The following is a 25,032-nucleotide window of genomic DNA, read 5'->3' as shown; positions in this document are numbered from 1 at the left end:
CAACGTGTATTGAAGCGCCTGAACATACGAGCAAAACGAGTTTTATATGACTGACAAAGACCAAACCAAAGTAAAGCGCAAAGGCACGTTCAAGAGCGCCCCGCTGCCAGTAGAGGCTCCAACCGGACCGGAACTGCGTGGCGAAGAACTGGTCAAGGTTGCCGTAGCAGCCCTGGAAGACGTGAAGGGCCAGGACATCCAGGTCATCGACGTTCGTGAAAAACAGAGCATCACGGACTTCATGATCATCGCTACCGGTACGTCCAACCGCCAGATCGGCGCGATGCTGGACAAGGTCCGCGAAGCCGTCAAAGCCCAGGGCGTCAAGCCATTGGGTGAAGAAGGCAAGGGCGACAGCGACTGGGTGCTGCTGGACATGGATGATGTCATCGTCCACATGATGACCGCCTCGGCTCGTCAGTTTTACGACCTGGAGCGTCTGTGGTCCGGTGCGGAACAGAGCCGTGCTCTGAACGCGGCTCACCACAGCCCTGAAAACACCCATGAGCACTTCGTCAAGCTCAACAAAGACCAGCAATAAGGGACCGCTGTGCGACTGCGACTGATCGCCGTCGGTTCACGCATGCCCAAGTGGGTGGAAGAAGGCTGGCATGAATATGCCAAGCGTCTTCCGTCCGAGCTGGCGCTGGAACTGGTGGAAATACCGCTCAATACCCGCGGCAAGAATGCCGACGTGGCGCGCTTCATCCGTCAGGAGGGCGAAGCCATGCTGGCCAAGGTCGGGCCGAACGAGCGTGTTGTCACCCTCGAGGTCCACGGCAAGCCCTGGAGCACCGAACAGCTGGCGGTCGAGCTCGATCGCTGGCGGCTGGACTCGCGCACGGTGAATTTCATGGTCGGCGGCCCCGAAGGGCTGGCGCCGGAAGTCTGTGCCCGGGCGGATCAGCGCTGGTCGCTCTCGCCGTTGACGTTGCCGCACCCGCTGGTGCGCATTCTGATCGGCGAACAGCTGTATCGTGCCTGGACAGTCTTGTCCGGCCACCCTTACCACAAGTAGTTGTGCCCTCATGCCCCAGCCGATCCGCCTCAAGGACCACGAAAAAGACGCCCGTCTGGTGCGTGGCCGCGTCGTGTTCGGGGCCATTGCGGTGGTGGTGCTGATCTGTGTGTTGATTGCGCGGCTGTATTTCCTCCAGGTGATTCAATACGAGTACCACTCGACTCTGTCGGAAAACAACCGCGTGCATGTACAGCCGATTCCGCCGACTCGGGGGCTGATCTTCGACCGTAATGGCGTGGTGGTGGCCGATAACCGGCCAAGCTTCAGCCTGAGCATGACCCGCGAGCGCTCCGGCGACTGGCAGCAAGTGCTCGACGTGATCGTCGAAGTGCTGGAGTTGACACCCGAGGACCGGGTGATCTTCGAGAAACGCATGAGGCAGGGGCGCCGTCCGTTCGAGCCGGTGCCGATCCTGTTCGAGCTGACCGAAGAACAGATCGCCCGCATTGCGGTGAACCAGTTCCGTCTGCCCGGTGTGGAAGTGGTTGCGCAGCTGGTTCGTCACTACCCGCAGGGCGCGCACTTTGCGCATTCGGTGGGGTACATGGGGCGGATCAACGAAAAAGAGCTCAAATCCCTCGATCCGGTCAACTACAGCGGCACTCACCACATTGGCAAGACCGGCATCGAGCGTTTCTATGAGCCTGAATTGCACGGTCAGGTGGGGTACGAAGAGGTCGAGACCAACGCTCGGGGCCGCGTACTGCGCGTACTCAAGCGCACCGATCCGATTCCCGGCAAGGATATCGTCCTGAGCCTGGACATCAAATTGCAGGAAGCCGCCGAGGCCGCATTGGGCGGTCGCCGCGGCGCGGTGGTGGCGCTGGACCCGAAAACCGGCGAAGTCCTGGCGATGGTCAGTCAGCCGAGCTTCGACCCGAACCTGTTCGTCACCGGCATCAGTTTCAAGGCCTACGCCGAACTGCGTGATTCCATCGACCGGCCGCTGTTCAACCGGGTCCTGCGCGGCCTGTACCCGCCGGGTTCGACCATCAAGCCGGCGGTAGCGATTGCCGGCCTGGATGCCGGTGTCGTGACCGCGTCGAGTCGGGTGTACGATCCCGGCTATTACCAGTTGCCCAACTACGATCACAAATACCGTAACTGGAACCGTTCCGGCGATGGCTTCGTCGACCTGGACACGGCGATCATGCGTTCCAACGACACCTACTTCTACGACCTGGCCCACAAACTGGGCATCGATCGGTTGTCGGCGTACATGGGCAAGTTCGGCATTGGCCAGAAGGTCTCGCTGGATATGTTCGAAGAGTCGCCGGGGCTGATGCCGACGCGGGAGTGGAAGCGAGCGACCCGACGGCAGGCCTGGTTCCCGGGAGAAACATTGATTCTGGGGATCGGCCAGGGCTACATGCAGTCGACTCCTCTGCAACTGGCCCAGGCCACCGCGCTGGTGGCCAACAAGGGCATCTGGAATCGGCCGCACCTGGCCAAGACCGTCGAAGGCGAAAGGCCCAAGGATGACAATCCGATGCCGGACATCGTCCTGCGCGATCCGTCCGACTGGGCCAAGGTCAACCACGGCATGCAGCAGGTGATGCACGGCGCCCGGGGTACGGCACGCAAAGCGGCGATCGGTGCGCAATACCGCATTGCGGGTAAAAGTGGTACGGCCCAGGTGGTCGCAATCAAGCAGGGCGAGAAATACGACCGCTCCAAGGTCCAGGAACGCCACCGTGACCATGCCCTGTTCGTCGGCTTCGCACCGGCCGACAACCCGAAGATCGTGGTATCGGTGATGGTCGAGAACGGTGAGTCCGGGTCTGGCGTTGCCGCGCCCGTGGTGCGTCAGATCATGGACGCCTGGCTCCTGGGTCAGGACGGTCGGTTGAAAGCCGAATACGCCAGCCCTATCAGTGCGGAGGCTACGGCCCGTGAAGAGTAATTTCGATCGCATCCTCTCCAGCGAGGATGTGATGCGTCGTCGTGCGACGCTGTTGCAACGCATGCACATCGATGGCCCGCTGCTGATCCTATTGCTGACCCTGGCCGCCGGCAGCCTGTTCGTGCTGTATTCGGCCAGTGGCAAGAGTTGGGACCTGTTGGCCAAGCAAGCCACCTCATTCGGCATCGGCCTGGTGTCGATGGTGGTCATTGCCCAGTTCGAACCGCGCTTCATGGCCCGTTGGGTGCCGGTCGGTTATGTGCTCGGCGTGCTCCTGCTGGTGGTGGTGGATATCATGGGCCACAACGCCATGGGCGCTACGCGCTGGATCAACATTCCCGGGGTGATCCGCTTCCAGCCATCGGAATTCATGAAGATCCTGATGCCGGCGACCATCGCCTGGTACCTGTCCAAGCGCACCTTGCCGCCACAGCTCAAGCATGTGGGCGTCAGTCTGTTTCTGATCGGGTTGCCATTCATCCTGATCGTGCGTCAGCCCGACCTCGGCACTTCGTTGCTGATCCTGGCGGGTGGCGCTTTCGTGCTGTTCATGGGTGGCCTGCGCTGGCGCTGGATCGTCAGCGTGCTCGCCGCCGCTGTGCCGGTGTCTGTCGCCATGTGGTACTTCGTCATGCACGATTACCAGAAGCAGCGAGTGCTGACATTCCTCGACCCGGAGAGCGATCCGCTGGGCACCGGCTGGAACATCATCCAGTCCAAGGCCGCCATCGGTTCCGGCGGCGTGTTCGGCAAGGGCTGGCTGCTGGGCACCCAGTCGCACCTGGACTTCCTGCCGGAAAGCCACACCGACTTCATTATTGCGGTCATGGGTGAAGAGTTCGGCCTGGTGGGGATCTGCGCACTGCTGCTGATCTATCTGCTATTGATCGGTCGCGGGTTGGTGATTACCGCCCAGGCCCAGACATTGTTCGGTAAATTGCTCGCGGGCAGCCTGACCATGACGTTTTTTGTTTACGTTTTCGTCAACATCGGTATGGTCAGTGGCCTGTTGCCGGTCGTGGGGGTGCCGTTGCCGTTCATTAGCTACGGAGGAACTTCGCTGGTGACACTGCTGTCAGCGTTTGGGGTTTTGATGTCGATCCATACCCATCGTAAGTGGATCGCACAAGTTTGAATAAGGTGAAGATTTCAATGCAAGTAATGCGTGGCTGGGCGACTCGATACGCGCCATGGGTCGGCCTGGTAAGCATCCTTGGCACAGCGCAGGACGCGTTGGCCGGCGATTACGAAGGCTCACCCCAGGTGGCCGAATTCGTCGGTGAAATGACCCGCGACTACGGTTTTGCCGGTGAACAGCTGATGGGCGTGTTCCGCGAAGCCGAGCGCAAGCAGTCGATCCTGGACGCGATCTCGAAACCTGCGGAGCGGGTCAAGCAGTGGAACGAGTATCGCCCGATGTTCATCACCGACGCGCGCATCGCCCGCGGTGTGGACTTCTGGCGTCAGCACGAGGCGGTACTGGCCCGTGCCGAGCAGGAATACGGCGTGCCGGCGCAGGTTATTGTTTCGATTATTGGCGTTGAAACCTTTTTCGGACGCAATACCGGAAACTTCCGGGTGGTCGATGCGTTGTCGACCCTGGGTTTCGACTATCCTCCCCGTGCCGAATTTTTCCGCAAGGAATTGCGTGAGTTCCTGCTGCTGGCCCGTGAAGAGCAGGTCGATCCGTTGACCCTCAAGGGCTCATACGCCGGGGCGATGGGTTTGCCGCAGTTCATGCCGAGCAGCTTTCGCGCCTATGCAGTGGACTTCGACGGTGATGGGCACATCAATATCTGGAACAACCCGATTGATGCCATCGGCAGCGTCGCCAGTTATTTCAAGCGTCACGGCTGGGTGGCCGGTGAGCCCGTGGTCAGCCGCGCCGATGTGCGTGGCGATCAGGTGGACAGTGGTTTGACCACCGGAATCGAACCGACTAAAACCGTCGGGGAGTTGCGAGCGCTGGGGTGGTCAAGTCATGATGCGCTGCGCGATGATATGCCGGTCACGGCATTCCGCCTGGAAGGTGACAAGGGTCCTGAATACTGGATGGGCCTGACGAATTTTTACGCAATTACGCGTTATAACCGCAGTGTGATGTACGCCATGGCCGTACATCAACTGTCTGAACAGCTGGTCCAAGCACGGGGCGTCAAGTAATGCGGGCATTGCCTATGAATAAACCCCTGAAGCTGATGGCATGCGCCGCGTTGACGGTGCTGGTCGCCAGTTGTTCGACCAGCCGCGCGCCAACGCCAAAGTCTCCGTCCACCACCACCACCGCCGTGCGCGCAACGCCAGGCCTGGACATCAACCGCGCCCACAAAGACGGCGCGCCATGGTGGGACGTCGACGTATCGCGCATTCCTGATGCCACGCCGACCCTGCATAGCGGTCCTTATAAAGCCAATCCGTATACCGTGTTGGGCAAGACTTATTTCCCGCTGCAAGAATCCAGGACCTACGTCGCCTCGGGCACGGCGTCCTGGTACGGCACCAAATTCCACGGCCAGAACACCGCCAATGGCGAGGTCTACGATCTGTACGGCATGAGTGCCGCTCACAAGACCTTGCCGCTGCCCAGTTATGTTCGGGTGACCAACCTGGACAACAACAAGACCGTGGTTCTGCGGGTCAACGACCGCGGACCGTTCTACTCTGACCGGATCATCGATCTGTCCTACGCGGCTGCCAAGAAGCTCGGTTATGCCGAAAGCGGCACGGCGCGGGTCAAGGTCGAAGGCATCGACCCGCAGCAATGGTGGGCCGCCAAAGGGCGTCCGGCACCGTTGATGCTTAACGAGCCGAAAATCGCGCAAAATAACGCCCCGGTAATGACGGCTTCGGCCGGCACCGTTGAACAATGGACGCCACCGCCGCAGCAACACGCAGCGGCCGTCGTACCTGTGCCGATCGATGCAAAAAAAAACGCTTCTGCACCAGCCTCTGGCCAGTATCTGCAGGTGGGCGCGTTCGCCAACCCGGACGCTGCAGAACTCCTGAGATCGAAGCTCAGCGGGATGGTGAGCGCTCCGGTGTTCATCAGCTCGATCGTGCGCAATCAACAGACACTGCATCGGGTTCGCCTGGGGCCGATCGGCTCGCCGGGTGAAATCCAGCAAGTGCAGAACAGCGTGCGCCTGGCCAATCTCGGTTCGCCGAGCCTGGTCACCGCCGAGTAATACGTAGTACTTGATTGACGGTTCGCTTGCGGTCTTGGGGGGTGAACCTGGTTGTTGGCTCGTTTTAGAACAAAAGCCCGGCAAGGGTTCTGAGTGAACAACTGAACACGCGACAGCTCGTTAGAAAGCTGTCTGATTAGTTTTGCCCTTGGGCAGTTTCCATTAGCGATTTCGAGAGACGGATGAACATCACCACCTTTGCCAAACGCCTGTGCCTGCTAGTCCCGCTGCTCCTCTCGCCTGCCGCCTTCGCGGTCGAGATGATGCCTTCGCCACCACAACTGGCTGCCAAATCCTATGTGCTCATGGATGCCAGCAGCGGCAACGTGCTGGTGGAAAACAACGGTGACCAGCGTCTGCCTCCGGCCAGCCTGACCAAGCTGATGACCGCGTACCTCGCGACCCTGGAAATCCGTCGTGGCCAGATCGGTGAAAACGATCCGGTGACCGTCAGCGAAAACGCCTGGCGTACCGGCGGTTCGCGGATGTTCATCAAGGTTGGCTCGCAAGTCACCGTCAGCGACCTGCTGCACGGCATCATCATTCAGTCGGGCAACGACGCCAGTGTTGCGCTCGCCGAGCACATCGCCGGCAGCGAAGACGCGTTCGCCGACATGATGAACAAAACCGGCGCCGATCTGGGCCTGACCAACTCCCACTTCATGAACCCGACCGGCCTGCCGAACCCGGAGCATTACTCGTCGGCTCATGACATGGCCGTGCTGGCTCGCGCGATCATCCACGAAGACCCGGCTCACTACGCGATCTACTCGCAGAAAGAGTTCTTCTGGAACGGCATCAAGCAACCGAACCGCAACCTGCTGCTGTGGCGCGACAAGACCGTCGACGGCCTGAAAACCGGCCACACCGACGAAGCCGGCTATTGCATGGTGTCCTCGGCTGTCCGTGATGGCATGCGCCTGATCGCCGTGGTGTTCGGTACCAACAGCGACGTGGCGCGAGCCTCCGAAACCCAGAAGCTGCTGACTTACGGTTTCCGCTTCTTCGAAACACAGACCTTCTACCAGAAAGGCGCCGAGCTGGCTCAGGCGCCTGTCTGGAAAGGCACTACCAACCAGGTCAAGGCCGGCCTGGCCCAAGACCTGACCATGACCCTGCCGAAGGGCCAGCTGAAAAAGCTCGCCGCCAGCATGACCATGAACCCGCAACTGATTGCGCCAATCGCCAAGGGCGACGTGATCGGTAAAGTCGAAGTGAAGCTGGACGAGAAGGTGGTGCACAGCGCCGACCTGATCGCCCTCGACGCAGTCGACGAGGGTGGTATCTTCCGCCGCATGTGGGATAGCATCCGTCTATTCTTCTACGGCTTGTTCAACTGAAATAGTGTGGACCTGCATGGCCCCGCCCCGATCCGGCGCGGGGCCATGTCCGTTGCCACGGCTTACGAGGCCGTTACGCCATGACAGATACCGAAGTAAAGGCGCCAAAGATCGAATTCCCCTGCTCGGATTACCCGATCAAGGTGATCGGCGATACCGGTGTGGGTTTCAAGGACAAGATCATTGCGATCCTTGAGAAACACGCCACCGTTGATCACAAGACCCTGGCCGAGCGCCAGAGTACCAACGGCAAGTACACGACCATCCAGCTGCACATCATCGCTACCGGCCAGGAACAGCTGTACGACATCAACAGCGAATTGCGGGCTACCGGTTTCGTGCACATGGTGTTGTGATGTCTGGCACGCTGGGCTTTCGTGAGCTTGGCCAGATGGCTTACGAGCCTGTCTGGCATGCCATGCAGCGTTTCACCAACGAACGCGGCAGCGATGCCGCCGACGAGATCTGGCTGGTAGAACACCTGCCGGTGTTCACCCAGGGCCAGGCCGGCAAGGCCGAGCACTTGTTGCTGCCGGGGGATATCCCGGTGGTGCAGGTCGATCGCGGTGGTCAGGTGACTTACCACGGTCCGGGCCAATTGGTGGCCTATCTGTTGCTCGACGTGCGCAAGCTGGGTTTCGGCGTGCGTGATCTGGTCAGTCGCATGGAACAATGCCTGATCGAGTTGTTGGCCAGCTATGGCGTCACTGCCGCGGCCAAGCCTGATGCACCGGGTGTCTACGTAGACGGTGCGAAAATCGCTTCTCTGGGTCTGCGGATCCGCCACGGTTGTTCCTTTCATGGCCTGGCCCTGAACGTGGATATGAACCTGGAACCGTTTCGACGGATTAATCCCTGCGGCTACGCCGGGCTGGCGATGACCCAGCTGAGCGATCACGCAGGATCGATTGAATATGCCGAGGTAAGTGCCCGGCTGCGCGCGCAGCTCGTCAAACACCTCGACTATGCTGAGCAGACGACCCTAACGGGCGGAATCGACTGATATGACTACTGATGCAGTGCAAACCATGATCCCGACGCTGGATGTCACCGAGCGTCCGGCCCCGCGTGCCAAGGTAGAAGCCGGCGTCAAGCTGCGCGGCGCCGAGAAGGTTGCACGTATCCCGGTGAAGATCATCCCGACCACCGAGTTGCCGAAGAAGCCCGACTGGATTCGCGTGCGGATCCCGGTTTCGCCGGAAGTCGACCGCATCAAGGCCCTGCTGCGCAAACACAAGCTGCACAGCGTGTGCGAAGAGGCATCCTGCCCGAACCTGGGCGAGTGCTTCTCCGGCGGCACCGCGACCTTCATGATCATGGGTGACATCTGCACCCGTCGCTGCCCGTTCTGTGACGTTGGCCACGGCCGGCCGAAACCACTGGACGTCAACGAGCCGCAAAGCCTGGCCATTGCCATCGCCGACCTGAAACTCAAGTACGTGGTGATTACCTCGGTTGACCGCGACGACCTGCGTGACGGCGGTGCCCAGCACTTTGCCGACTGCATCCGCGAGATCCGCAAGCTGTCGCCGAACGTCCAGCTCGAAACCCTGGTCCCGGACTACCGTGGCCGTATGGACGTCGCGCTGGAAATCACCGCTGCCGAGCCGCCGGATGTGTTCAACCACAACCTGGAAACCGTGCCGCGCCTGTACAAGGCCGCGCGTCCGGGTTCGGATTACCAGTGGTCGCTAACGTTGCTGCAACGCTTCAAGCAGATGATGCCGCACATTCCGACCAAGTCCGGCTTGATGCTGGGCCTGGGAGAGACCGACGAAGAAGTCATCGAAGTCATGAAGCGCATGCGCGAACACGACATCGACATGCTGACCCTGGGCCAGTACCTGCAACCGTCCCGCAGCCACTTGCCGGTGCAACGCTTCGTGCACCCGGATACCTTCGCCTGGTTTGCCGAGGAAGGTTACAAGATGGGCTTCAAGAACGTCGCGTCCGGCCCGTTGGTACGCTCTTCGTACCACGCCGACGAGCAGGCGAAACTGGTCAAGGCCGAGTTGATGTCGTCCTGATCCAGCGGTAAGAAAAAGAACGGCCCGCAAGGCTTTCCGGTCTTGCGGGCGTTTTTTTGCCATTCCCACAGCCATTACAGTTTTTTCCTGCAACCTGCGGGGCGACTGACCCTCTTCTGTTTGTCCCCGTTCCTGACTACTGTGTGTTGACGCTTTCACGCAGGGAGATTCATGGATGACCGTTAGACCCACCCACACGCTTTGTCCTCACGCGCCTGTTCCGGCCTTGCCTTCGCAAGGGCTGATCGGCGTCATCGCGCCCGCCGGGCCCGCAGCGCTGGACACCGATAAAGCCATCGCCTGGATGCGCGCGCGCGGTTATTCGTTGCGGGTGTATCCCGGCGTGTACGAGAAGGAGGGCTACCTGGCCGGCAGCGACGAGGTGCGGCTCAATGACCTGCACGCCGCCTTTGCCGACAGCGAGGTTGACGCAATCATCTGTCTTCGCGGCGGCTACGGTACACCGCGATTGCTCGACCGCATCGATTTTGAACTGCTGCGCAACAATGCCAAGCCGTTCATTGGTTACAGCGACATCACCGCGCTGCACCTGGCAATCAGTCGTTATGCGGGCTTCGTGACCTTTCATGGTCCGATGCTCAATGCTGATCTGTTGAGTGACAAGCACAAACCTACCGAGTCGTCGTTTTTCAACATGCTCAGAGGGCAGGTGAAGGCGGGCAGTGTGCTGGTACACCCGGTGGCCTGGCCGTTGACCACGATTGAGCCAGGCATCGCTCATGGGCGCTTGCTGGGCGGCAATCTGTCGCTGATCGCCGCGACCATGGGCACGCCTTATGAAATGAACGCCGAAGGCGTCATCCTGTTCATCGAGGACATCAACGAGCCGCTGTATCGCATAGACCGGCTACTGACCCATCTGCGGCTGGCGGGCACTCTGGGCAAGCTGCGCGGGGTGCTGGTGGGGGATGTGGCTGGAGTGGATGGCGCTGCGCTGGAGCGCTTGCTCAAGCAGACCTTTGCGCCGTTGCGGATACCGGTGCTGTCCGGGTGGCGCAGCGGACATTGCGATCCGAACCTGACGTTGCCGATGGGGGCGTTGGTGCGGCTGGATGCGGGGAGCAAGGAGTTGGTATTGGAGCAGGATGTGGTGGTCAAGGCTTAGGCATTCATCGCCTAACAGTCAGTCTTCGCCGGCAAGCCGGTCTCGCTCCCACAGGTGACCGGGTTCTTTCAGGAGAACGCGGTCGAATGTGGGAGCGAGACCGGCTTGCCGGCGAAGCTTTCAGCGGTTACGCAGGCCTTCGAGCAACTTGTGCGTCGGATACCCATCCGCCGGCCAGCCAAACGACTGCTGGGCGCTACGGATCGCTTTACGGGTGTTGGCACCGATGATGCCGTCGGCGGTGCCCGCATCGTAGTTCTGCGCGCTCAGCAGGCTTTGCAGTTCGATCCGCTCGGTACGGCTCAGCGGCATGTCATCTTTCGGCCATGTACCGCTGATCAGGCCAGCACCATTGAATCGTTCGGATAACAGGCTGACGGCCAAAGCGTAGGATGACGAGTTGTTGTACTTCAGGATCGCGCGGAAGTTGTCGAGGACCAGGAACGCCGGGCCGCGATAACCGGCCGGCAGCAGCAGGGCCGCGGACAGGTGTTCGGAACCTGACGCAACCTTGGCGCCATTGGGCAGGGTGACACCCAGTTGCAGCCATTCGGCAACGCTCTTGCGAATCGTGCCATCGGCCAGAACGTAGTTGAAGCTATTGGCCAGTTGTACTTCAAAGCCCCACGGCTGGCCTTTCTGCCAGCCCGAGCTTTGCAGGTAGTGCGCAGTCGAGGCCAGCGCATCGGCAGGGCTGCCCCAGATGTCGCGCCGACCGTCACCGTCGAAGTCCACGGCGTGAGTGTTGTAGGTGGTCGGGATGAACTGGGTCTGACCCATGGCGCCGGCCCAGGAACCGAGCATCGCCTCCGGTTCGATATCACCCTGTTGCAGGATTTGCAGTGCGGCAATCAGTTGCGCGTGGGCGAACCCCGGACGCCGCCCTTCATAGGCCAGGGTCGCCAGGGAGTTGATCACCGACTTGCTGCCCTGGAACTGACCGAAGTTACTCTCCATGCCCCACACCGAAACCAGTGCCTGGCGATCGACGCCGTAGCGTTGCTCGATGCTTTGCAGGATGTCGGCATATTGGCTGACCAGCGCCTGGCCTTTGCGTACCCGCAGCGGCGAAAGGGCGCCGTCGAGGTATTCCCATACCGGGCGGGAAAATTCCGGTTGGCTGCGGTCGGCACGGATCACGCTGCTGTCCAGGCTGACATTGGCAAAGGCGCGGTCGAACAGATCGGCGCGGATGCCGGCGGCCAGAGCGTCCTTGCGGAAACCCGCCTGCCATTCGGCGAAGGTCTGGGTCGGCAGGATGTCGAGATTGTCACCGGTCGGCACCACGGGCGCCATTATCGCAGGGGCTGTCGCGACGGGGAGGGTCTGAAGCGGTTGGGCGTCGGCGGCGGTCGGTTTTTCCGCGCAGGCGACTAGCAAAATGAGGCTGGAGGCAGCGATCAGCTGGCGAAAGTGCCAACGACGGGAAAGACAAAGGGGCATGCACAGGTCCAGGGAGTACGAATCAGGTGCAGACCTTAACATGTTGAGCGATTGCTTGCCTTTCAGGCCGCCGGAAAGTAAGAAGCCTCCCAGTTGTTAGACTGGAAGGCTTCGCGGCGGTAGCTGCCTTTGCCTTTGCCGGCTCGTTCCTGACGGCTGCGGAACAGTGGCTGGGCGATGATGGATTTGGCCTTGTTGGGGCCATGCTTTGATGGCTTTTTGCTCATGATGAGGTCTCGCAAGTGAGTGGTTTTTGCGGGGCAAATCATCGGCTCAAGTTGTGGTTCTGTCTAGTCCCCGCGATGTGTGGGAAATGATGACCTGTGGCGAGGGAGCTTGCTCCCGTTCGGCGGCGCAGCCGTCGTAAACCGGGTAGGCGCGGACTTTCTGAAGAATCGCGGTGAATGGTTCGGGGTCGCTTCGTAACCCTGCGGGAGCAAGCTCCCTCGCCACAAAAAGACCTACTCGGCAGGCAGCATCAATCGCTGCCCGGCCATCAACAACGACAACCGGCTCAAACTCATCCACGGCGAACCCGCGGCCTGGCCCTTGATTTGCGCATCAATTCGCTGCGCTTCCAGCAACAACTGCGCCCAGCGTTGCGCCGAGTAGCGTTGCAGGGCTTTGCTCATCAGCGGTTTGCGTTTGTCCCAGATCGGCGGTCGGGCCTGGCTGAAGGCCTTGTCCAGCGGCACTCCCTGGCTGTACTGCAGTGACAGGTTGGTCAGCACGCGCAACTCCCGGGCCAGGGCCCAGAGAATCACCGGTGGCTCGACCCCTTCACCGCGTAATCCTTCAAGCATGCGCAGGGCATGCGCCGCTTCACCGTTGAGAATGGCATCAGTCAGCCCGAAGACATCGAAGCGCGCACTGTCGGCCACCGCTGCCTGCACGGTTTCAACGGTGATCTGCCCACCTTCGGCCATCAGCTTGAGCTTTTCGATTTCCTGGGCTGCGGCCAGCAGGTTGCCTTCTACCCGTGCGGCGATCAGTTCCACGGCGTCCTGGCTGGCGGAGAGTCCGGCCTGGGACAACCGTTGACGGATCCAGCTTGGCAACTGGTTGGCATCCACCGGCCAGATCTGCACGAACTGGGTGTGCTGGCCTTCAACCAGTGCCTTGCCCCACTTGGTTTTCTGCGCGCTGCCATCCAGCTTGGGCAGGCTGATCAACAAGACCGTGTCTTCGGCTGGACGCGAACAGTACTCGATGAATGCGGCCGCGCCTTTGTCACCCGGTTTGCCGGACGGCAGGCGCAGTTCCAGCAGGCGTTTTTCGGCAAACAACGACATGCTCGCACCGGCTTGCAGCAACGTACCCCAGTCGAAACTGGCATCGGCGGCGAAAACCTGGCGTTCGTCGAAACCTTGTTGGCGAGCGGCGGCGCGAATGGCGTCCGCAGCTTCCTGACACAGCAATGGGTCATCGCCACTGATGATGTAGACCGGCGCGAGGGCGCCCTGCAGGTGCTTGGCGAGTTGGGCGGGGGCAAGTTTCATGGGAGAGGGCGAACGGGGCGCCTGGGCGCCCCGTAAGGCTTACTGCTGCGGCAGTTCGACAGGCGACTGACGCGGAGTTTGCGCTTCAGCCTTCTGCGCCGCTTCCAGTGCCGCGGCTTCAGCTGTGGCGCGGGCCTCGGCGGTCTGTTGCAGCTGCTCCAGCTGCGTCGGGGTCAGCTGCTGCAGGCGCAGCATCATGCGTTGAACCAGTTCACGACGCATCTCTTTACGAGCGGTATCGGCTTCCTGGTCGGAACCCGCGAGGTTGTTGCCGTCGTGAATGAAGACTTTCTGCACTTCGAGCTTGTCGTTCAATAGTGACAGGTTACCCTGGCCATTGATGTCATAGCTGAGCACTGTGCTGATCTGGTATTCGCCCGTGCGACCGGCACCTGCGTAGCTGAGGATGCGCTGGTTTTCCTGTTCACCGGTCAGCACCAGTTTGTAGGGGGCACCGCTGTACACCTTGACGCCGCTGCTTTCCAGCACATGACGCAGTTGGGTCACGGTTGGGCCGTAGGCATCACGGGCGCTCAGGTCAAGTTCCTTGATCGCCAGTTCAGTGGTGCCGGTGCCGCGCAGCTGGAAACCGCAGGCGCTCAGCAGAACGGCGAGGCCCATCACCAGCAAATTGCGTTTGATCATCTTGTTGCTCCCCTTGAAACCATGTGGGCCGATCAAACGGCCCGAAAGGTTTTACTCGACGCCAGGCTCACCTGGCGCCTGATCCAATTAGCTGGCGACAATATTGACCAGTTTCCCGGGCACTACGATCACTTTACGAATAGTCAGGCCATCGACGAAGCGCAGCACGTTCTCGTTGGTACGGGCAGCGGCTTCGACTTCTTCGCGAGTTGCGCTGGCCGACATCTCGATCTGGCCGCGCAGCTTGCCGTTGACCTGGATGACCAGTGTCAGGCTGTCCTGCACCAGCGCGGTCTCGTCCAGCACCGGCCAGCCGGCGTCGATCACAGGATCAGCGTGACCCAGTCGATGCCACAGCTCGTGGCTGATGTGCGGGGTGATCGGAGCCAACAGCAGCGTCACGGTTTCAAGACCTTCCTGCACCAGTGCGCGATCCTGCTGGGTCACTTGCGGGGCTTTTTCCAGCACGTTCATCAGCGTCATCACCTGGGCGATGGCCGTGTTGAATTTATGGTTCTGGCCGACGTCGTGGCTGGCCTGCTTGATGGCCAGGTGGATCGCACGGCGAATGGTTTTCTGCTCTTCGTTCAGGCTGGCGACGTCCAGTTTGCCCGGCAGTCCCTGAGTGACGTGCGCCTGAGCCAGACGCCAGACGCGCTTGAGGAAGCGGTGCGAGCCTTCCACGCCGGAGTCGGACCATTCCGCGCTCATATCAGGTGGCGAGGCGAACATCATGAACAGGCGGCAGGTATCGGCGCCGAACTGGTCAATCATCGACTGTGGGTCGACACCGTTGTTCTTGGACTTGGCCATCTTCTCGGTGCCGCCGATTTCCACCGGCAGGCCGTCTGCGATCAGCTTGGCGCTGATGACCTTGGCCTTGCTGTCGCGTTCGAGTTCGACGTCCGCGGGGTTGAACCAGGTGTAGGCACCGTTGGCTTCGCGACGATAGTAAGTCTCGGCGATCACCATGCCCTGGGTCAGCAGGTTCTTGAACGGCTCATTGGAGCTCACCAGGCCTTCGTCGCGCATCAGTTTGTGGAAGAAGCGCGCGTAGAGCAGGTGAAGAATCGCGTGTTCGATACCGCCGATGTATTGATCCACCGGCAGCCAGTGGTCAGCTGCCGATTTTTCCACCAAGCCACCCTCATAGTGCGGCGAGGCGTAACGGGCGTAGTACCACGACGACTCGACGAAGGTGTCCATGGTGTCGGTTTCACGCTTGGCCGGTGCGCCGCATTTCGGGCAAGCGCACTCGTAGAACTCAGGCATGCGCGCCAATGGCGAACCGGCGCCATCCGGTACGACGTCTTCCGGCAGCACCACCGGCAGTTGGTCTTCAGGAACCGGCACATCACCGCAGGTGTTGCAGTGGATGATCGGGATCGGGCAGCCCCAGTAGCGCTGACGGCTGATGCCCCAGTCGCGCAGGCGGAACTGGGTGCGCGAGGCGCCGAGGTTTTTCTTGATCAGGGCAACTTCCATGGCGTCGAAGGCGCCTGCGAAGTCGAGGCCGTCGAATTCGCCGGAGTTGATCAGCGTGCCGTGCTCGCCGTACGCATCCTGCCAAGGGGCCGGGTTGGTGTCACCGGAACTTGTGCGCACCACGGATTTGATGGGCAAGTTGTACTTGGTGGCGAACTCGAAATCACGTTCATCGTGAGCCGGAACAGCCATTACAGCGCCATCGCCGTAGTGCATCAGCACATAGTTGGCGACCCACACCGGGAGTTTCTCACCGGTCAGCGGGTGCTCGACGAACAGCGAAGTCGGCAGGCCTTTTTTCTCTTGGGTGGCGACGTCGGCTTCAGCGACGCTGCCGCCTTTGCATTCAGCGATGAACGCTTGCAGCTCGGGATTGTTCTGCGCAGCCAGGGTCGCCAGGTGATGCTCGGCGGCCACGGCCACGTAAGTCGCGCCCATCAGGGTGTCCGGACGGGTGGTGAAGACTTTCAGCGCGCCGGCTTCGCCGATGGAGTCGACGTTGTACGGGAACTGCACTTCCATGCCGCGGGATTTGCCGATCCAGTTGCGCTGCATGGTCTTGACCTGTTCAGGCCAGCCAGTCAGTTCGTCGAGGCTTTCCAGCAGTTCATCCGCGTAGGCGGTGATCTTGAAGTAGTACATCGGAATTTCGCGCTTTTCGATCAGCGCGCCGGAACGCCAGCCGCGGCCGTCGATCACTTGCTCGTTGGCCAGAACGGTCTGGTCGACCGGGTCCCAGTTCACGGTGCCGCTCTTTTTGTAGATCACACCTTTTTCGAACAGGCGAGTGAACAGCCATTGTTCCCAGCGGTAGTAATCGGGCTTGCAGGTGGTCACTTCGCGGGACCAGTCCACCGCCAGGCCCAGGCTGCGCAGCTGGGTTTTCATGTAGGCGATGTTTTCGTAGGTCCACTTGGCGGGCGCCACGTTGTTCTTCATCGCGGCGTTTTCCGCCGGCATGCCGAAAGCGTCCCAACCCATGGGTTGCAGGACGTTCTTGCCTTGCATGCGCTGGTAGCGGGAGATCACGTCGCCGATGGTGTAGTTGCGCACGTGCCCCATGTGTAGCTTGCCGCTGGGGTAAGGGAACATCGACAGGCAGTAGAACGTCTCCTTGCCTGGCTGTTCACTGACTTCAAAGGACTTTTGCTCGTCCCAGAACGACTGGGCGGCGGCTTCGATCTCACGGGGCTGATATTGTTCGTGCATGGCTACTTTTTGAACTGAATAGGGGTGGCCTAATCCTCTTCAATACACGCTGGACGGTGATTGCGCCAGATCGGCGCTTCAGTGCCCAGACGAGCTGGAAGTGGAGTTACAGGAAGCGCCGTAGCATACATGACCGCACTCTACCGAGGGAAACCCTGATTGCTGCCGCAGGCCCCGCAAAAACCGCCGCGAGGGCCGTTGGTCGCGGCATCCAGCCGGTTTGTTGATGGAAGCTAAGCTCTAAAAGGGGAGCGAGTCTTATCTTCAATGAGGTGAGGGATGGTTGAGTCACGGCAAAAAGTTACGAAACCGGAGCTGTACGAAAGACTGATCGATCGTCTGGGGATGGCCCTGGACGCGGCAAAAACCGCCGATCGGCTGCGCGATGAGCGCCCCTTGGAGCTGGAACTGCGTGGCTTGAGCCCCGCAGAGTTTGCACTGGTCAAAGCGTATCTCGATCGCAGTGAACGTGAATCACACGGATACTTGTCAGAAGCAGTGAAGCAACTCGACGCACCACGTTCGGCCAAGATCATCTGGCTCAAGGACAAGGCACCTGGCAGGGACACGGTAAAGGTCCGGTCTTTGCAATTCAAGTAAGGGCACTTGAAGCCATAAAATATGGTTTTTTAAAGCATAGTCCTTTCGCATTTGTTGTCGCATTGCGTCAACCCACTTAGGCTTCGGGCATCTCTGGAGATGCTCGATGCCTTTTCGTTACTTCGTTAAACAACTTCTGCTGCCTCCCGGCATTCTATTGCTGCTTTTACTGCTTGCCTGGTGGTTGCGCCGCTCAAGGCCGCGACTGGCCGGGTTGTGTTTTGCCCTCGGCCTGGGCGGCTTCTGGCTGATGAGCCTGCCAGTGGTGGTGGAGTGGAGCGCCAGGGCGCTTGAGCGTGAGCCGCCGCTGGCGCGCAATGAATGGGCAACACTGGGTCGGCATGCGGAGGCGATCGTGGTGCTGGGGTCAGGGCGCGAACGGGGCGATCCGGCCTGGGGCGCCGACCAGCCGACCGGTGTCGGCCTGGAGCGGCAGCGCTATGCGGCGCGGCTGGCCAAGGCGTCAGGCTTGCCGGTCCTTACCAGTGGCGGGCTGCATTACGGCACCCTCCCGACCGAAGCCGGGCTGATGGCGGACTCATTGCTCGATGATTTCGGCGTAACCGTGCGTTGGCAGGAAGGACGCAGCCGCACGACCTGGGAGAACGCGCAGTTCAGCGCCCAGGTGTTGTTGCCCGAAGGCATCAAGCGTGTTGTGCTCGTGACTCACGCCTCGCACATGCCGCGAGCGGTCTGGAGTTTCCAGCAGGCGGGATTCGAGGTGGTGCCGGCACCGATGGGGTTTCTGGGCGTGGACAACGCCCGACCGCTGGGTGGCTGGCTGCCTGAGTTCAAGGCTCTCTGGCAGAGTGGGCAGCTGATGAATGAGGCGGTGGGGCAGATCGGGTATTCGGTGTTTTACCGCTGACCGTGTGGCGAGGGAGCTTGCTCCCGCTGGGTCACGAAGTGGCCCCAAAAAAGGGACTGCTGCGCAGTCCAGCGGGAGCAAGCTCCCTCGCCACAAAAGCTCGCCAGTCTTAAACGGTCTTGGCCATCCGGCTCGCGATCAGCGCCCAGCCGAACAACAACACGCAAACGATGATCAGCGGCCACGACCGCCATTCCAGGTAAGGCGTCAGGTTGTGCATCGGCACCACTTCGCCGTACAAAATACCGCGTTCGAACTGCGCAATCTGCACCGTGATCTGGCCGAACGGGTTGATCAGACCGGTTACCCCGTTGTTGGTGGCGCGGATCATCCAGCGTCCGGCTTCCAGTGCACGCATCTGCGCCATCTGCAAATGTTGCAGCGGACCGATGGAGGTGCCGAACCAGGTGTCATTGCTGATGGTCAGCAGCAATTCGCTCCGGGCGGCGAGGCTGGCGGCGAATTCCGGATAGACCACTTCGTAGCAGATGTACGGCGCGATCTGGTATCCCTTGGCCTGCAGCATCGGCTGATCGGCAGGGCCGCGGGCGAAGTCCGACATTGGCAGATCGAAAAAGGCGATCAGCCCGCGCAATACCTCTTGCAACGGCACATATTCGCCAAACGGTACCAGTTTCTGCTTGAGGTAAGTGCCATCGCCTTCACCCACGACCGTGATGCCGTTGAAAAAGCGTTTCTGTTGATGCACTTCCTGACGGATCGGTACGCCGGTAATCAGTGCGGATTTACGCTCTGCGGCGAAGTCACCCATCATGTCCAGGTAGCCCTGGGCGGACTCCTTGAGCACCGGGACCGCGGTCTCCGGCCAGATCAGCAGGTCGACCGGTCTGGAGCTGAAGCTCATGTCGCGGTACAGCGCCAGCTGCGCGTTGAGCTGTGCCGGGTCCCACTTCATGCTCTGCTCGATGTTGCCCTGGATCGCTGCGACGCTCAGCGGCGCCCCCGCCGGGCTGGTCCAGGCATGTTCCTTGAGCGCCAGACCCGCCACCCATGGGCCGAGCAGCAGCACCACGCCAGCAGCGATAAAGCCTTTACGACCGGTTTTCACCAATGGCAACGCGTTGTAGATCAGCGCGGCCGTCAGGGCCAGGATAAACGAAATCAGCCACATCCCGCCGACGGGGGCGAGACCGGAAAGAGGGCCGTCGAGTTGGCTGTAACCGGAATAAAGCCATGGGAACCCGGTGAGAAACCAGCCGCGAAAGGCTTCCTGCCCGACCCACAGCGCCGCGAACGCCAGGGCATCGGCCAGCGGCGCTTCGTTGCGGCGCAGCCAGCGCGCCCAGATCCAGGCGGGCAGGGCGAAGAACCAGGCAATCGCCGCGGTGAAGATCAGCATCAGGAAGCCGGCCAATAGCACCGAAGCGCCGCCGAAGTGGTGGATGCTGTAGTAAATCCAACTGGTACCGGCGCCAAACAGACCAAAACCGAAGCACCAGCCACGGCCCAGGGCCTGACGAGGGTTCAGCTCACGCAAGCCGGCATAGAACAGGCCGACCGCCAGTAATGCCAGCGGCCATATATCGAACGGCGCCAGGGCCAGGGTGGTGATTGCACCGGCCGCCACGGCCAGCAGGTTACCGGGCCAGCCGGGGCGGGTGATCCAGAGCATTTCTATCCTTAGTTGTTACCGGGCAATAGGCGTCAGGCGCAGCAAATGAATCCGACGGCTGTCGGCGTTCAGGATGCGGAAGCGATAAGGGCCGATTTCAGTGATTTCATTGCGTTTTGGCAGGTGCCCGAATGCACTCATCACCAGACCGCCGACGGTATCGAATTCATCGTCGGAGAAGTCGCCGGTGAAATACTCGTTGAAGTTTTCGATCGGCGTCAGGGCCTTGATCAGGAAGTCACCGCTGGGCAGCGGCTTGATGTAGCTGTCTTCTTCGACGTCGTGCTCGTCTTCGATGTCGCCGACGATCTGTTCCAGCACGTCTTCGATGGTCACCAGGCCCGCCACACCGCCGTATTCGTCGATGACGATGGCCATGTGGTTATGGTTGGCGCGGAACTCGCGCAACAGCACATTCAGGCGCTTGGACTCAGGCACAAAGGTGGCCGGACGCAGCAGATCCCTGATATTGAAGCTGTCGCCGTTCTCCTTGAGGATCAACGGCAGCAAGTCCTTGGCCAGCAACACGCCCATCACGTCATCGTGGCTTTCGCCGATCACCGGGTAGCGGGAGTGGGCCGAGTCGACCACGGCGGGCAGGAACTCGCGGGGTGTCTGGGTCGCCTTGATGCTGATCATCTGCGAGCGCGGGACCATGATGTCCCGTACTTGCAGGTCAGCGACCTGGATGGCGCCTTCGACGATGGCCAGCGCTTCGCTGTCCAGCAACTTGTTCTGGTGTGCATCGCGCAGCAGCTCCAGCAGCTCCTGGCGGTTCTTCGGCTCGTGGGCAAAAGCCTGGGTGAGCTTACCCAGCCATGACTTTTGCCCGTTGCTCGATCGATCTTCGCTCATAGCGATTACTCTGAATCCTTTGTTGTGACGATAGGGGATGCGTCTGTTTCGTCGTCCGCATAGGGGTCCGGGTGACCCAACTCTGCAAGCAACGTTCGTTCCAGTGCTTCCATTTCTTCAGCTTCTTCGTCATCTATATGGTCGTAACCCAGCAGATGCAAGCAACCGTGGATGACCAGATGCGCCCAGTGGGCGTCGAGCGCCTTGCCCTGTTCGGCGGCTTCGCGCTCGACCACGGCCACGCAGATCACCAGATCCCCCAGCAGCGGGATGTCGAGAAACTCGTCAGGCACATCGGCCGGAAACGACAGGACGTTAGTGGCGTAATCCTTTTGCCGCCAGGTATGGTTCAGCTCGCGGGCTTCCTCTTCGTCGACCAGGCGGATGGTCATTTCGGAGTCGGCCGTGCGCTGGCGCAGTGCCAGTTCGCACCATTGGCGAAAGCTGGTCTCGCTTGGGGCGGGCGCTTGGGTCGCGAGTTGCAGATCAAGCTCAAGCATCGCGGCGACTATCCTTTGGCGTTTCGTCGGCCACACGATTCTCGAAGCGCTCGTAGGCCTCTACGATTCGCTGCACCAGGGGATGGCGCACAACGTCCTTGGGCATGAAATGGGTGAAGCTGATACCCGGCACGTCTTTCAACACTTCGATCACATGGTGCAGCCCGGACTTGGTGCCTTTCGGCAGGTCGACCTGGGTGATGTCACCGGTGATGACCGCCGTGGAACCGAAGCCGATCCGGGTCAGGAACATCTTCATCTGTTCGACGGTGGTGTTCTGGCTTTCATCAAGAATGATGAAGCTGTTGTTCAGCGTGCGACCGCGCATGTAAGCCAGCGGTGCGACCTCGATCACCTGACGCTCGATCAGCTTGGCGACGTGTTCGAAGCCGAGCATTTCGTAGAGTGCGTCATAGAGCGGGCGCAGGTACGGGTCGATCTTCTGCGACAAGTCGCCTGGCAGGAAGCCGAGCTTTTCGCCCGCTTCGACGGCTGGACGCACCAGCAGGATGCGGCGAATCTGCTCGCGTTCCAGCGCATCGACCGCGCAGGCAACGGCCAGATAGGTCTTGCCGGTACCGGCCGGGCCGATGCCGAAATTGATGTCGTTACCTAGGATTTCCTTCACGTAGCGCAGCTGATTCAAGCCGCGCGGGCGAATCATGCCTTTTTTGGTGCGCAGGGCGACGGATGGTTCGGCGGGGGAAACGTTGTCCAGCTCTTGGACGGCCGACTCCTGCAGGAACAGGTGAACCATGTCCGGCGACAGCTCGGTACCCTTGGTTTCCCGGTACAGGCGACGCAGAAGGTTTTCCGCTGAGGTGGTGTGCTTGGGCTCGCCGATCAGTTCGAACTGGTTTCCGCGGTTACGGATCTCGATGGTCAGGCGCTGTTCGATCAAGCGCAGATGCTCGTCGAATTGCCCGCACAGATTGGCGAAGCGGCGAGCTTCAAAGGGCTCGAGGATGAAACGATGTGGTTCTATGGGTGCGTTCAAGGTCGTATTTAGCCGCCCTGGGGCAATTAAGATGAAATCAAGGATAACGCCAGTGGCGCGGGTGCGAAAGCTCTTATATATCTCGACCTCAAACACCGTCCCTGTGGGAGCGAGCCTGCTCGCGAAGGCAGCATGACAGGCGACTCATATGTTGAATGTCAGACCGTATTCGCGAGCAGGCTCGCTCCCACAGGGTTACTCAGTGTCACAAGATCAACGACCCCCGCAACGAGTGCGGTTGCGCGGCATCGATGTGCACGTCGGCGAACTGCCCGATCAAAGTTGGAGTGTCGCAGCGGAAGTTGACGATTCGATTATTCTCGGTGCGGCCTTGCAGCTCGCCGGGATCTTTTTTCGAATAATCGGTTACAAGAATCCGCTGTACGGAACCGACCATTTGTCGGCTGATCTCGAAACCTTGCTGGTTCAGGCGATGTTGCAGCGCATTCAGACGTTCTTTTTTCAATTCATCCGGCGTTTCGTCGGCCAGGTCGGCCGCCGGGGTGCCCGGGCGCTGGCTGTAGACGAACGAGTAGGAGAAGTCGAAACCGACGTCTTCAATCAGCTTCATCGTCTGTTCGAAGTCTTTCTCGGTCTCGCCCGGGAAGCCGACGATGAAATCCGAGCTGATGCAGATTCCGGGCACCGCGGCGCGCAGTTTGCGCAGCTTGGATTTGTATTCCAGCGCTGTGTGGTTGCGCTTCATCGCCGAGAGAATACGGTCCGAACCCGATTGCACCGGCAAGTGTAGGTGTTTGACCAGTTCCGGCACGTCGGCGTGGGCCTGGATCAGGCTGTCGGAGAACTCAAGCGGATGCGATGTGGTGTAGCGGATCCGGTCGATGCCATCGACGGCAGCCACCACGCGGATCAGCTCGGCGAGATCCGCCAGGCGTCCATCGTGAGTGGCCCCGCGATAACCGTTGACGTTCTGACCCAGCAGCGTCACTTCGCGTACGCCGTTTTCGGCCAGGTGGATAATCTCGGCAATCACATCGTCGAACGGGCGGCTGACTTCTTCACCACGGGTGTACGGCACCACGCAGAAGGTGCAGTACTTGCTGCAGCCTTCCATGACCGACACGTAGGCGCTCGGGCCATCGATACGCGGCTCTGGCAGGTGATCGAATTTTTCGATTTCCGGGAACGACACGTCGACTTGCGGCAGCTTGGTGGCGCGCGCGGCGTCGATCATTTCCGGCAGGCGGTGCAGGGTCTGCGGGCCGAACACCACATCGACGTACGGCGCGCGGTCGCGGATGGCGGCGCCTTCCTGGCTGGCCACGCAACCGCCGACGGCGATCACCATGTCGGGATTGGCCAGTTTCAGTTCGCGCCAGCGGCCGAGCTGGGAATACACACGGTCCTGGGCGCGTTCGCGGATCGAGCAGGTATTGAGCAGGATCACGTCGGCATCTTCCGCGCGGGCGGTGACTTCCAGGGCCTGATGTTCACCCAGCAGATCGACCATGCGCGAGCTGTCGTACTCGTTCATCTGGCAACCGTGGGTTTCGATATAAAGCTTCTTGGCCATGGACAGAGTCATCACGTGATTCAAAGAACCGCGCATTATAGGGAACATGTCCCAAGGTTCCTACCGCTGTGCGTCCAGTGGCTATGCTATAGTTCGCGCCCTCATTTTTATCCCCCGATGTGTTGCTCGCCCGCCATGACCAAACGTGAAGCTCCAATCTACAAGGTGATTTTCCTCAACCAGGGCCAGGTGTACGAAATGTACGCCAAGCAGATCTATCAAAGTGATCTGTGGGGCTTCCTGGAAGTGGAAGAGTTCGTCTTTGGCGAGCGCACCCAGGTGGTCGTCGATCCGAGCGAAGAGAAGCTCAAGGCTCAGTTCGAAGGCGTCGTGCGCAGCTTTGTGCCGATGCATTCGATCGTGCGCATCGACGAAGTCGAGCGCCTTGGCACACCGAAAATCAGCGAAGCCCGCGGCGCGGTCGGCAATGTCATGCCGTTTCCGATGCCGATGCCTGAGAAGTAGGTCGCAAGACCGAGTCGCCCCCATCGCGAGCAAGCTCGCTCCCACAGGTGATCGCATTCTCATGAAAGAACGCGATCCACTGTGGGAGCGAGCTTGCTCGCGATGAGGCCAGAAAGGGCGATACAGAAATCAGGGAAGAGGCGAGAAAGGCGTGCGCCCATCGGCGCTCTGCAATTCCATCAAATATTTACGAAAGATTTGCCCCAGTACCTGAGTGGCGACTTCCAGTTCTTCCCGAGGCATCTTCTCGGCGACTTCATCCGCCGTATCCAGCGCCTCTTCCGCGCCGTTGACCGCGGCCATTTTCAGCACGATATACGCCTGAACGTTATTGGCCGGCACGCCTTCGCCGTGGAAAAACATGGTGCCCAGTTTGAATTGCGCCTCGGCGTGGCCTTGCAGCGAGGCTTTTTCGAAGTAGCCCAGGGCTTTGTTGAGGTCGCGCGGCGCATTTTTACCGTCGTAGTAGAACTCACCCAACTCGTATTGCGCTTGCGCATCCCCTTCGTCCGACGCTTTCTGGCAGGCCGCGAGTGCCTGTGCCAGATCTTGCGGCTGAGTATTGAGGGTGCAGCGACCCATCGCTGGGATTAACAACGAGTTGCCGCCTGCCTGTGCGAGCGCGAGCAGGGGCTGAAGGAGCAACAGGCAGCCCAAGGCAAGGGCGCGGCCGGTGCGGTTCATGGGAGTCGACTTA

At 60.5% G+C, this 25,032-nt stretch carries 25 protein-coding genes; 14 read left to right on the top strand and 11 right to left on the bottom strand.

Features of this window, described 5'->3' with window-relative positions; genetic code table 11:
* The first annotated feature begins 46 nt into the window (after positions 1-46).
* The 11 genes from rsfS to ACA041_RS28370 all read left to right on the top strand — a co-directional run bounded on the left by rsfS (position 47) and on the right by ACA041_RS28370 (position 10,602).
* The gene (rsfS, locus tag ACA041_RS28420) at positions 47-541 is read left to right on the top strand and encodes a ribosome silencing factor (protein ID WP_128871437.1); all 495 of its coding nucleotides are present in this window, start codon (positions 47-49) and stop codon (positions 539-541) included.
* A gap of 9 nt (positions 542-550) precedes the next feature.
* Entirely contained in the window at positions 551-1,018 is a 468-nt protein-coding gene (gene rlmH, locus ACA041_RS28415; protein ID WP_007937439.1) for a 23S rRNA (pseudouridine(1915)-N(3))-methyltransferase RlmH, read from the top strand.
* Positions 1,019-1,028: 10 nt separating this feature from the next.
* Entirely contained in the window at positions 1,029-2,924 is a 1,896-nt protein-coding gene (gene mrdA, locus ACA041_RS28410) for a penicillin-binding protein 2 (RefSeq protein WP_497438828.1), read from the top strand.
* Positions 2,925-2,955: 31 nt separating this feature from the next.
* A complete protein-coding gene (rodA, locus tag ACA041_RS28405) occupies positions 2,956-4,059 on the top strand; it encodes a rod shape-determining protein RodA (protein WP_497442192.1) in 1,104 nt (367 codons plus the stop codon).
* A 17-nt stretch (positions 4,060-4,076) separates the two neighbouring features.
* Complete coding sequence (mltB, locus tag ACA041_RS28400) at positions 4,077-5,087, top strand: lytic murein transglycosylase B (protein WP_497438827.1); 1,011 nt, start codon at positions 4,077-4,079, stop codon at positions 5,085-5,087.
* Entirely contained in the window at positions 5,087-6,109 is a 1,023-nt protein-coding gene (locus ACA041_RS28395; RefSeq protein ID WP_497438826.1) for a septal ring lytic transglycosylase RlpA family protein, read from the top strand. Before mltB ends, ACA041_RS28395 begins: the two co-directional genes overlap by 1 nt.
* A 182-nt stretch (positions 6,110-6,291) precedes the next feature.
* Entirely contained in the window at positions 6,292-7,449 is a 1,158-nt protein-coding gene (locus ACA041_RS28390) for a D-alanyl-D-alanine carboxypeptidase family protein (protein WP_497438825.1), read from the top strand.
* A gap of 80 nt (positions 7,450-7,529) precedes the next feature.
* A complete protein-coding gene (locus ACA041_RS28385) occupies positions 7,530-7,805 on the top strand; it encodes a DUF493 domain-containing protein (protein ID WP_162096173.1) in 276 nt (91 codons plus the stop codon).
* Positions 7,805-8,452 carry a lipoyl(octanoyl) transferase LipB gene (lipB, locus tag ACA041_RS28380; RefSeq protein WP_497438824.1) on the top strand — a complete coding sequence of 216 codons (648 nt, stop codon included), beginning with the start codon at positions 7,805-7,807 and terminating at the stop codon, positions 8,450-8,452. Before ACA041_RS28385 ends, lipB begins: the two co-directional genes overlap by 1 nt.
* Before the next feature lies 1 nt (position 8,453).
* Complete coding sequence (lipA, locus tag ACA041_RS28375; protein ID WP_007894397.1) at positions 8,454-9,476, top strand: lipoyl synthase; 1,023 nt, start codon at positions 8,454-8,456, stop codon at positions 9,474-9,476.
* Between the two features lie 175 nt (positions 9,477-9,651).
* Positions 9,652-10,602 carry a S66 peptidase family protein gene (locus ACA041_RS28370; protein WP_497438823.1) on the top strand — a complete coding sequence of 317 codons (951 nt, stop codon included), beginning with the start codon at positions 9,652-9,654 and terminating at the stop codon, positions 10,600-10,602.
* Between the two features lie 120 nt (positions 10,603-10,722).
* On the opposite strand, the gene ACA041_RS28365 is transcribed toward ACA041_RS28370, so the two are convergent.
* From ACA041_RS28365 to leuS, 5 genes are all read right to left on the bottom strand, one after another.
* Positions 10,723-12,045: a lytic murein transglycosylase gene (locus tag ACA041_RS28365; protein WP_497438822.1), complete on the bottom strand. Its 1,323-nt coding sequence runs from the start codon at positions 12,043-12,045 to the stop codon at positions 10,723-10,725.
* Between the two features lie 62 nt (positions 12,046-12,107).
* Positions 12,108-12,272 (bottom strand): alternative ribosome rescue factor ArfA, encoded by a 165-nt coding sequence (gene arfA, locus ACA041_RS28360; protein ID WP_497438821.1) that lies wholly within the window; start codon positions 12,270-12,272, stop codon positions 12,108-12,110.
* A 234-nt stretch (positions 12,273-12,506) separates the two neighbouring features.
* The gene (gene holA / locus ACA041_RS28355) at positions 12,507-13,544 is read right to left on the bottom strand and encodes a DNA polymerase III subunit delta (protein ID WP_497438820.1); all 1,038 of its coding nucleotides are present in this window, start codon (positions 13,542-13,544) and stop codon (positions 12,507-12,509) included.
* A gap of 39 nt (positions 13,545-13,583) precedes the next feature.
* Positions 13,584-14,189: an LPS-assembly lipoprotein LptE gene (locus ACA041_RS28350; RefSeq protein ID WP_497438819.1), complete on the bottom strand. Its 606-nt coding sequence runs from the start codon at positions 14,187-14,189 to the stop codon at positions 13,584-13,586.
* An 87-nt stretch (positions 14,190-14,276) separates the two neighbouring features.
* Positions 14,277-16,883 carry a leucine--tRNA ligase gene (gene leuS / locus ACA041_RS28345; RefSeq protein ID WP_497438818.1) on the bottom strand — a complete coding sequence of 869 codons (2,607 nt, stop codon included), beginning with the start codon at positions 16,881-16,883 and terminating at the stop codon, positions 14,277-14,279.
* Positions 16,884-17,162: 279 nt separating this feature from the next.
* Here leuS and ACA041_RS28340 point away from each other — a divergent pair, with 279 nt between their 5' ends.
* Together ACA041_RS28340 and ACA041_RS28335 are read left to right on the top strand one after the other, a co-directional pair.
* Positions 17,163-17,483 carry a hypothetical protein gene (locus ACA041_RS28340; RefSeq protein ID WP_497438817.1) on the top strand — a complete coding sequence of 107 codons (321 nt, stop codon included), beginning with the start codon at positions 17,163-17,165 and terminating at the stop codon, positions 17,481-17,483.
* Between the two features lie 106 nt (positions 17,484-17,589).
* Positions 17,590-18,351 carry a YdcF family protein gene (locus tag ACA041_RS28335; protein ID WP_497438816.1) on the top strand — a complete coding sequence of 254 codons (762 nt, stop codon included), beginning with the start codon at positions 17,590-17,592 and terminating at the stop codon, positions 18,349-18,351.
* 109 nt (positions 18,352-18,460) lie between these two features.
* Here the strand turns inward: ACA041_RS28335 and lnt are convergent, their stop codons facing one another.
* The 5 genes from lnt to miaB all read right to left on the bottom strand — a co-directional run bounded on the left by lnt (position 18,461) and on the right by miaB (position 23,870).
* On the bottom strand, positions 18,461-19,984 hold the full coding sequence (lnt, locus tag ACA041_RS28330) for an apolipoprotein N-acyltransferase (protein ID WP_497438815.1): 1,524 nt from the start codon (positions 19,982-19,984) through the stop codon (positions 18,461-18,463).
* A 15-nt stretch (positions 19,985-19,999) separates the two neighbouring features.
* Positions 20,000-20,839 (bottom strand): CorC family transporter, encoded by an 840-nt coding sequence (locus ACA041_RS28325; protein WP_497438814.1) that lies wholly within the window; start codon positions 20,837-20,839, stop codon positions 20,000-20,002.
* Between the two features lie 5 nt (positions 20,840-20,844).
* Positions 20,845-21,339, bottom strand: a complete 495-nt coding sequence (ybeY, locus tag ACA041_RS28320) for an rRNA maturation RNase YbeY (protein WP_497438813.1) — start codon at positions 21,337-21,339, stop codon at positions 20,845-20,847.
* Positions 21,332-22,336: a PhoH family protein gene (locus ACA041_RS28315; protein WP_497438812.1), complete on the bottom strand. Its 1,005-nt coding sequence runs from the start codon at positions 22,334-22,336 to the stop codon at positions 21,332-21,334. The genes ybeY and ACA041_RS28315 overlap by 8 nt, the downstream gene beginning before the upstream one ends.
* Before the next feature lie 205 nt (positions 22,337-22,541).
* Entirely contained in the window at positions 22,542-23,870 is a 1,329-nt protein-coding gene (gene miaB / locus ACA041_RS28310) for a tRNA (N6-isopentenyl adenosine(37)-C2)-methylthiotransferase MiaB (protein WP_497442191.1), read from the bottom strand.
* 135 nt (positions 23,871-24,005) lie between these two features.
* On the opposite strand from miaB, the gene ACA041_RS28305 reads away from it, so the two are divergent.
* Entirely contained in the window at positions 24,006-24,335 is a 330-nt protein-coding gene (locus ACA041_RS28305; protein ID WP_007894425.1) for a DUF1820 family protein, read from the top strand.
* A 129-nt stretch (positions 24,336-24,464) separates the two neighbouring features.
* Here ACA041_RS28305 and ACA041_RS28300 read toward each other — a convergent pair whose 3' ends face one another.
* Positions 24,465-25,019, bottom strand: coding sequence for a tetratricopeptide repeat protein (locus ACA041_RS28300; RefSeq protein WP_497438811.1), 555 nt, complete (start codon positions 25,017-25,019; stop codon positions 24,465-24,467).
* Positions 25,020-25,032: the final 13 nt, after the last annotated feature.

This window comes from Pseudomonas sp. LBUM1676, from assembly GCF_059695605.1.
This window is presented reverse-complemented; position numbering and strand designations above follow the sequence as displayed.

Bases quoted from the DNA above. Each gene is read 5' to 3' on its own strand.
- rsfS (WP_128871437.1), top strand. From the start codon at position 47: ATGACTGACAAAGACCAAACCAAAGTAAAGCGCAAAGGCACGTTCAAG.
- mrdA (WP_497438828.1), top strand. From the start codon at position 1,029: ATGCCCCAGCCGATCCGCCTCAAGGACCACGAAAAAGACGCCCGTCTG.
- rodA (WP_497442192.1), top strand. From the start codon at position 2,956: ATGCGTCGTCGTGCGACGCTGTTGCAACGCATGCACATCGATGGCCCG.
- mltB (WP_497438827.1), top strand. From the start codon at position 4,077: ATGCAAGTAATGCGTGGCTGGGCGACTCGATACGCGCCATGGGTCGGC.
- ACA041_RS28395 (WP_497438826.1), top strand. From the start codon at position 5,087: ATGCGGGCATTGCCTATGAATAAACCCCTGAAGCTGATGGCATGCGCC.
- ACA041_RS28390 (WP_497438825.1), top strand. From the start codon at position 6,292: ATGAACATCACCACCTTTGCCAAACGCCTGTGCCTGCTAGTCCCGCTG.
- ACA041_RS28385 (WP_162096173.1), top strand. From the start codon at position 7,530: ATGACAGATACCGAAGTAAAGGCGCCAAAGATCGAATTCCCCTGCTCG.
- lipB (WP_497438824.1), top strand. From the start codon at position 7,805: ATGTCTGGCACGCTGGGCTTTCGTGAGCTTGGCCAGATGGCTTACGAG.
- lipA (WP_007894397.1), top strand. From the start codon at position 8,454: ATGACTACTGATGCAGTGCAAACCATGATCCCGACGCTGGATGTCACC.
- ACA041_RS28370 (WP_497438823.1), top strand. From the start codon at position 9,652: ATGACCGTTAGACCCACCCACACGCTTTGTCCTCACGCGCCTGTTCCG.
- ACA041_RS28365 (WP_497438822.1), bottom strand. From the start codon at position 12,045: ATGCCCCTTTGTCTTTCCCGTCGTTGGCACTTTCGCCAGCTGATCGCT.
- arfA (WP_497438821.1), bottom strand. From the start codon at position 12,272: ATGAGCAAAAAGCCATCAAAGCATGGCCCCAACAAGGCCAAATCCATC.
- holA (WP_497438820.1), bottom strand. From the start codon at position 13,544: ATGAAACTTGCCCCCGCCCAACTCGCCAAGCACCTGCAGGGCGCCCTC.
- ACA041_RS28350 (WP_497438819.1), bottom strand. From the start codon at position 14,189: ATGATCAAACGCAATTTGCTGGTGATGGGCCTCGCCGTTCTGCTGAGC.
- leuS (WP_497438818.1), bottom strand. From the start codon at position 16,883: ATGCACGAACAATATCAGCCCCGTGAGATCGAAGCCGCCGCCCAGTCG.
- ACA041_RS28340 (WP_497438817.1), top strand. From the start codon at position 17,163: ATGGTTGAGTCACGGCAAAAAGTTACGAAACCGGAGCTGTACGAAAGA.
- ACA041_RS28335 (WP_497438816.1), top strand. From the start codon at position 17,590: ATGCCTTTTCGTTACTTCGTTAAACAACTTCTGCTGCCTCCCGGCATT.
- lnt (WP_497438815.1), bottom strand. From the start codon at position 19,984: ATGCTCTGGATCACCCGCCCCGGCTGGCCCGGTAACCTGCTGGCCGTG.
- ACA041_RS28325 (WP_497438814.1), bottom strand. From the start codon at position 20,839: ATGAGCGAAGATCGATCGAGCAACGGGCAAAAGTCATGGCTGGGTAAG.
- ybeY (WP_497438813.1), bottom strand. From the start codon at position 21,339: ATGCTTGAGCTTGATCTGCAACTCGCGACCCAAGCGCCCGCCCCAAGC.
- miaB (WP_497442191.1), bottom strand. From the start codon at position 23,870: ATGGCCAAGAAGCTTTATATCGAAACCCACGGTTGCCAGATGAACGAG.
- ACA041_RS28305 (WP_007894425.1), top strand. From the start codon at position 24,006: ATGACCAAACGTGAAGCTCCAATCTACAAGGTGATTTTCCTCAACCAG.
- ACA041_RS28300 (WP_497438811.1), bottom strand. From the start codon at position 25,019: ATGAACCGCACCGGCCGCGCCCTTGCCTTGGGCTGCCTGTTGCTCCTT.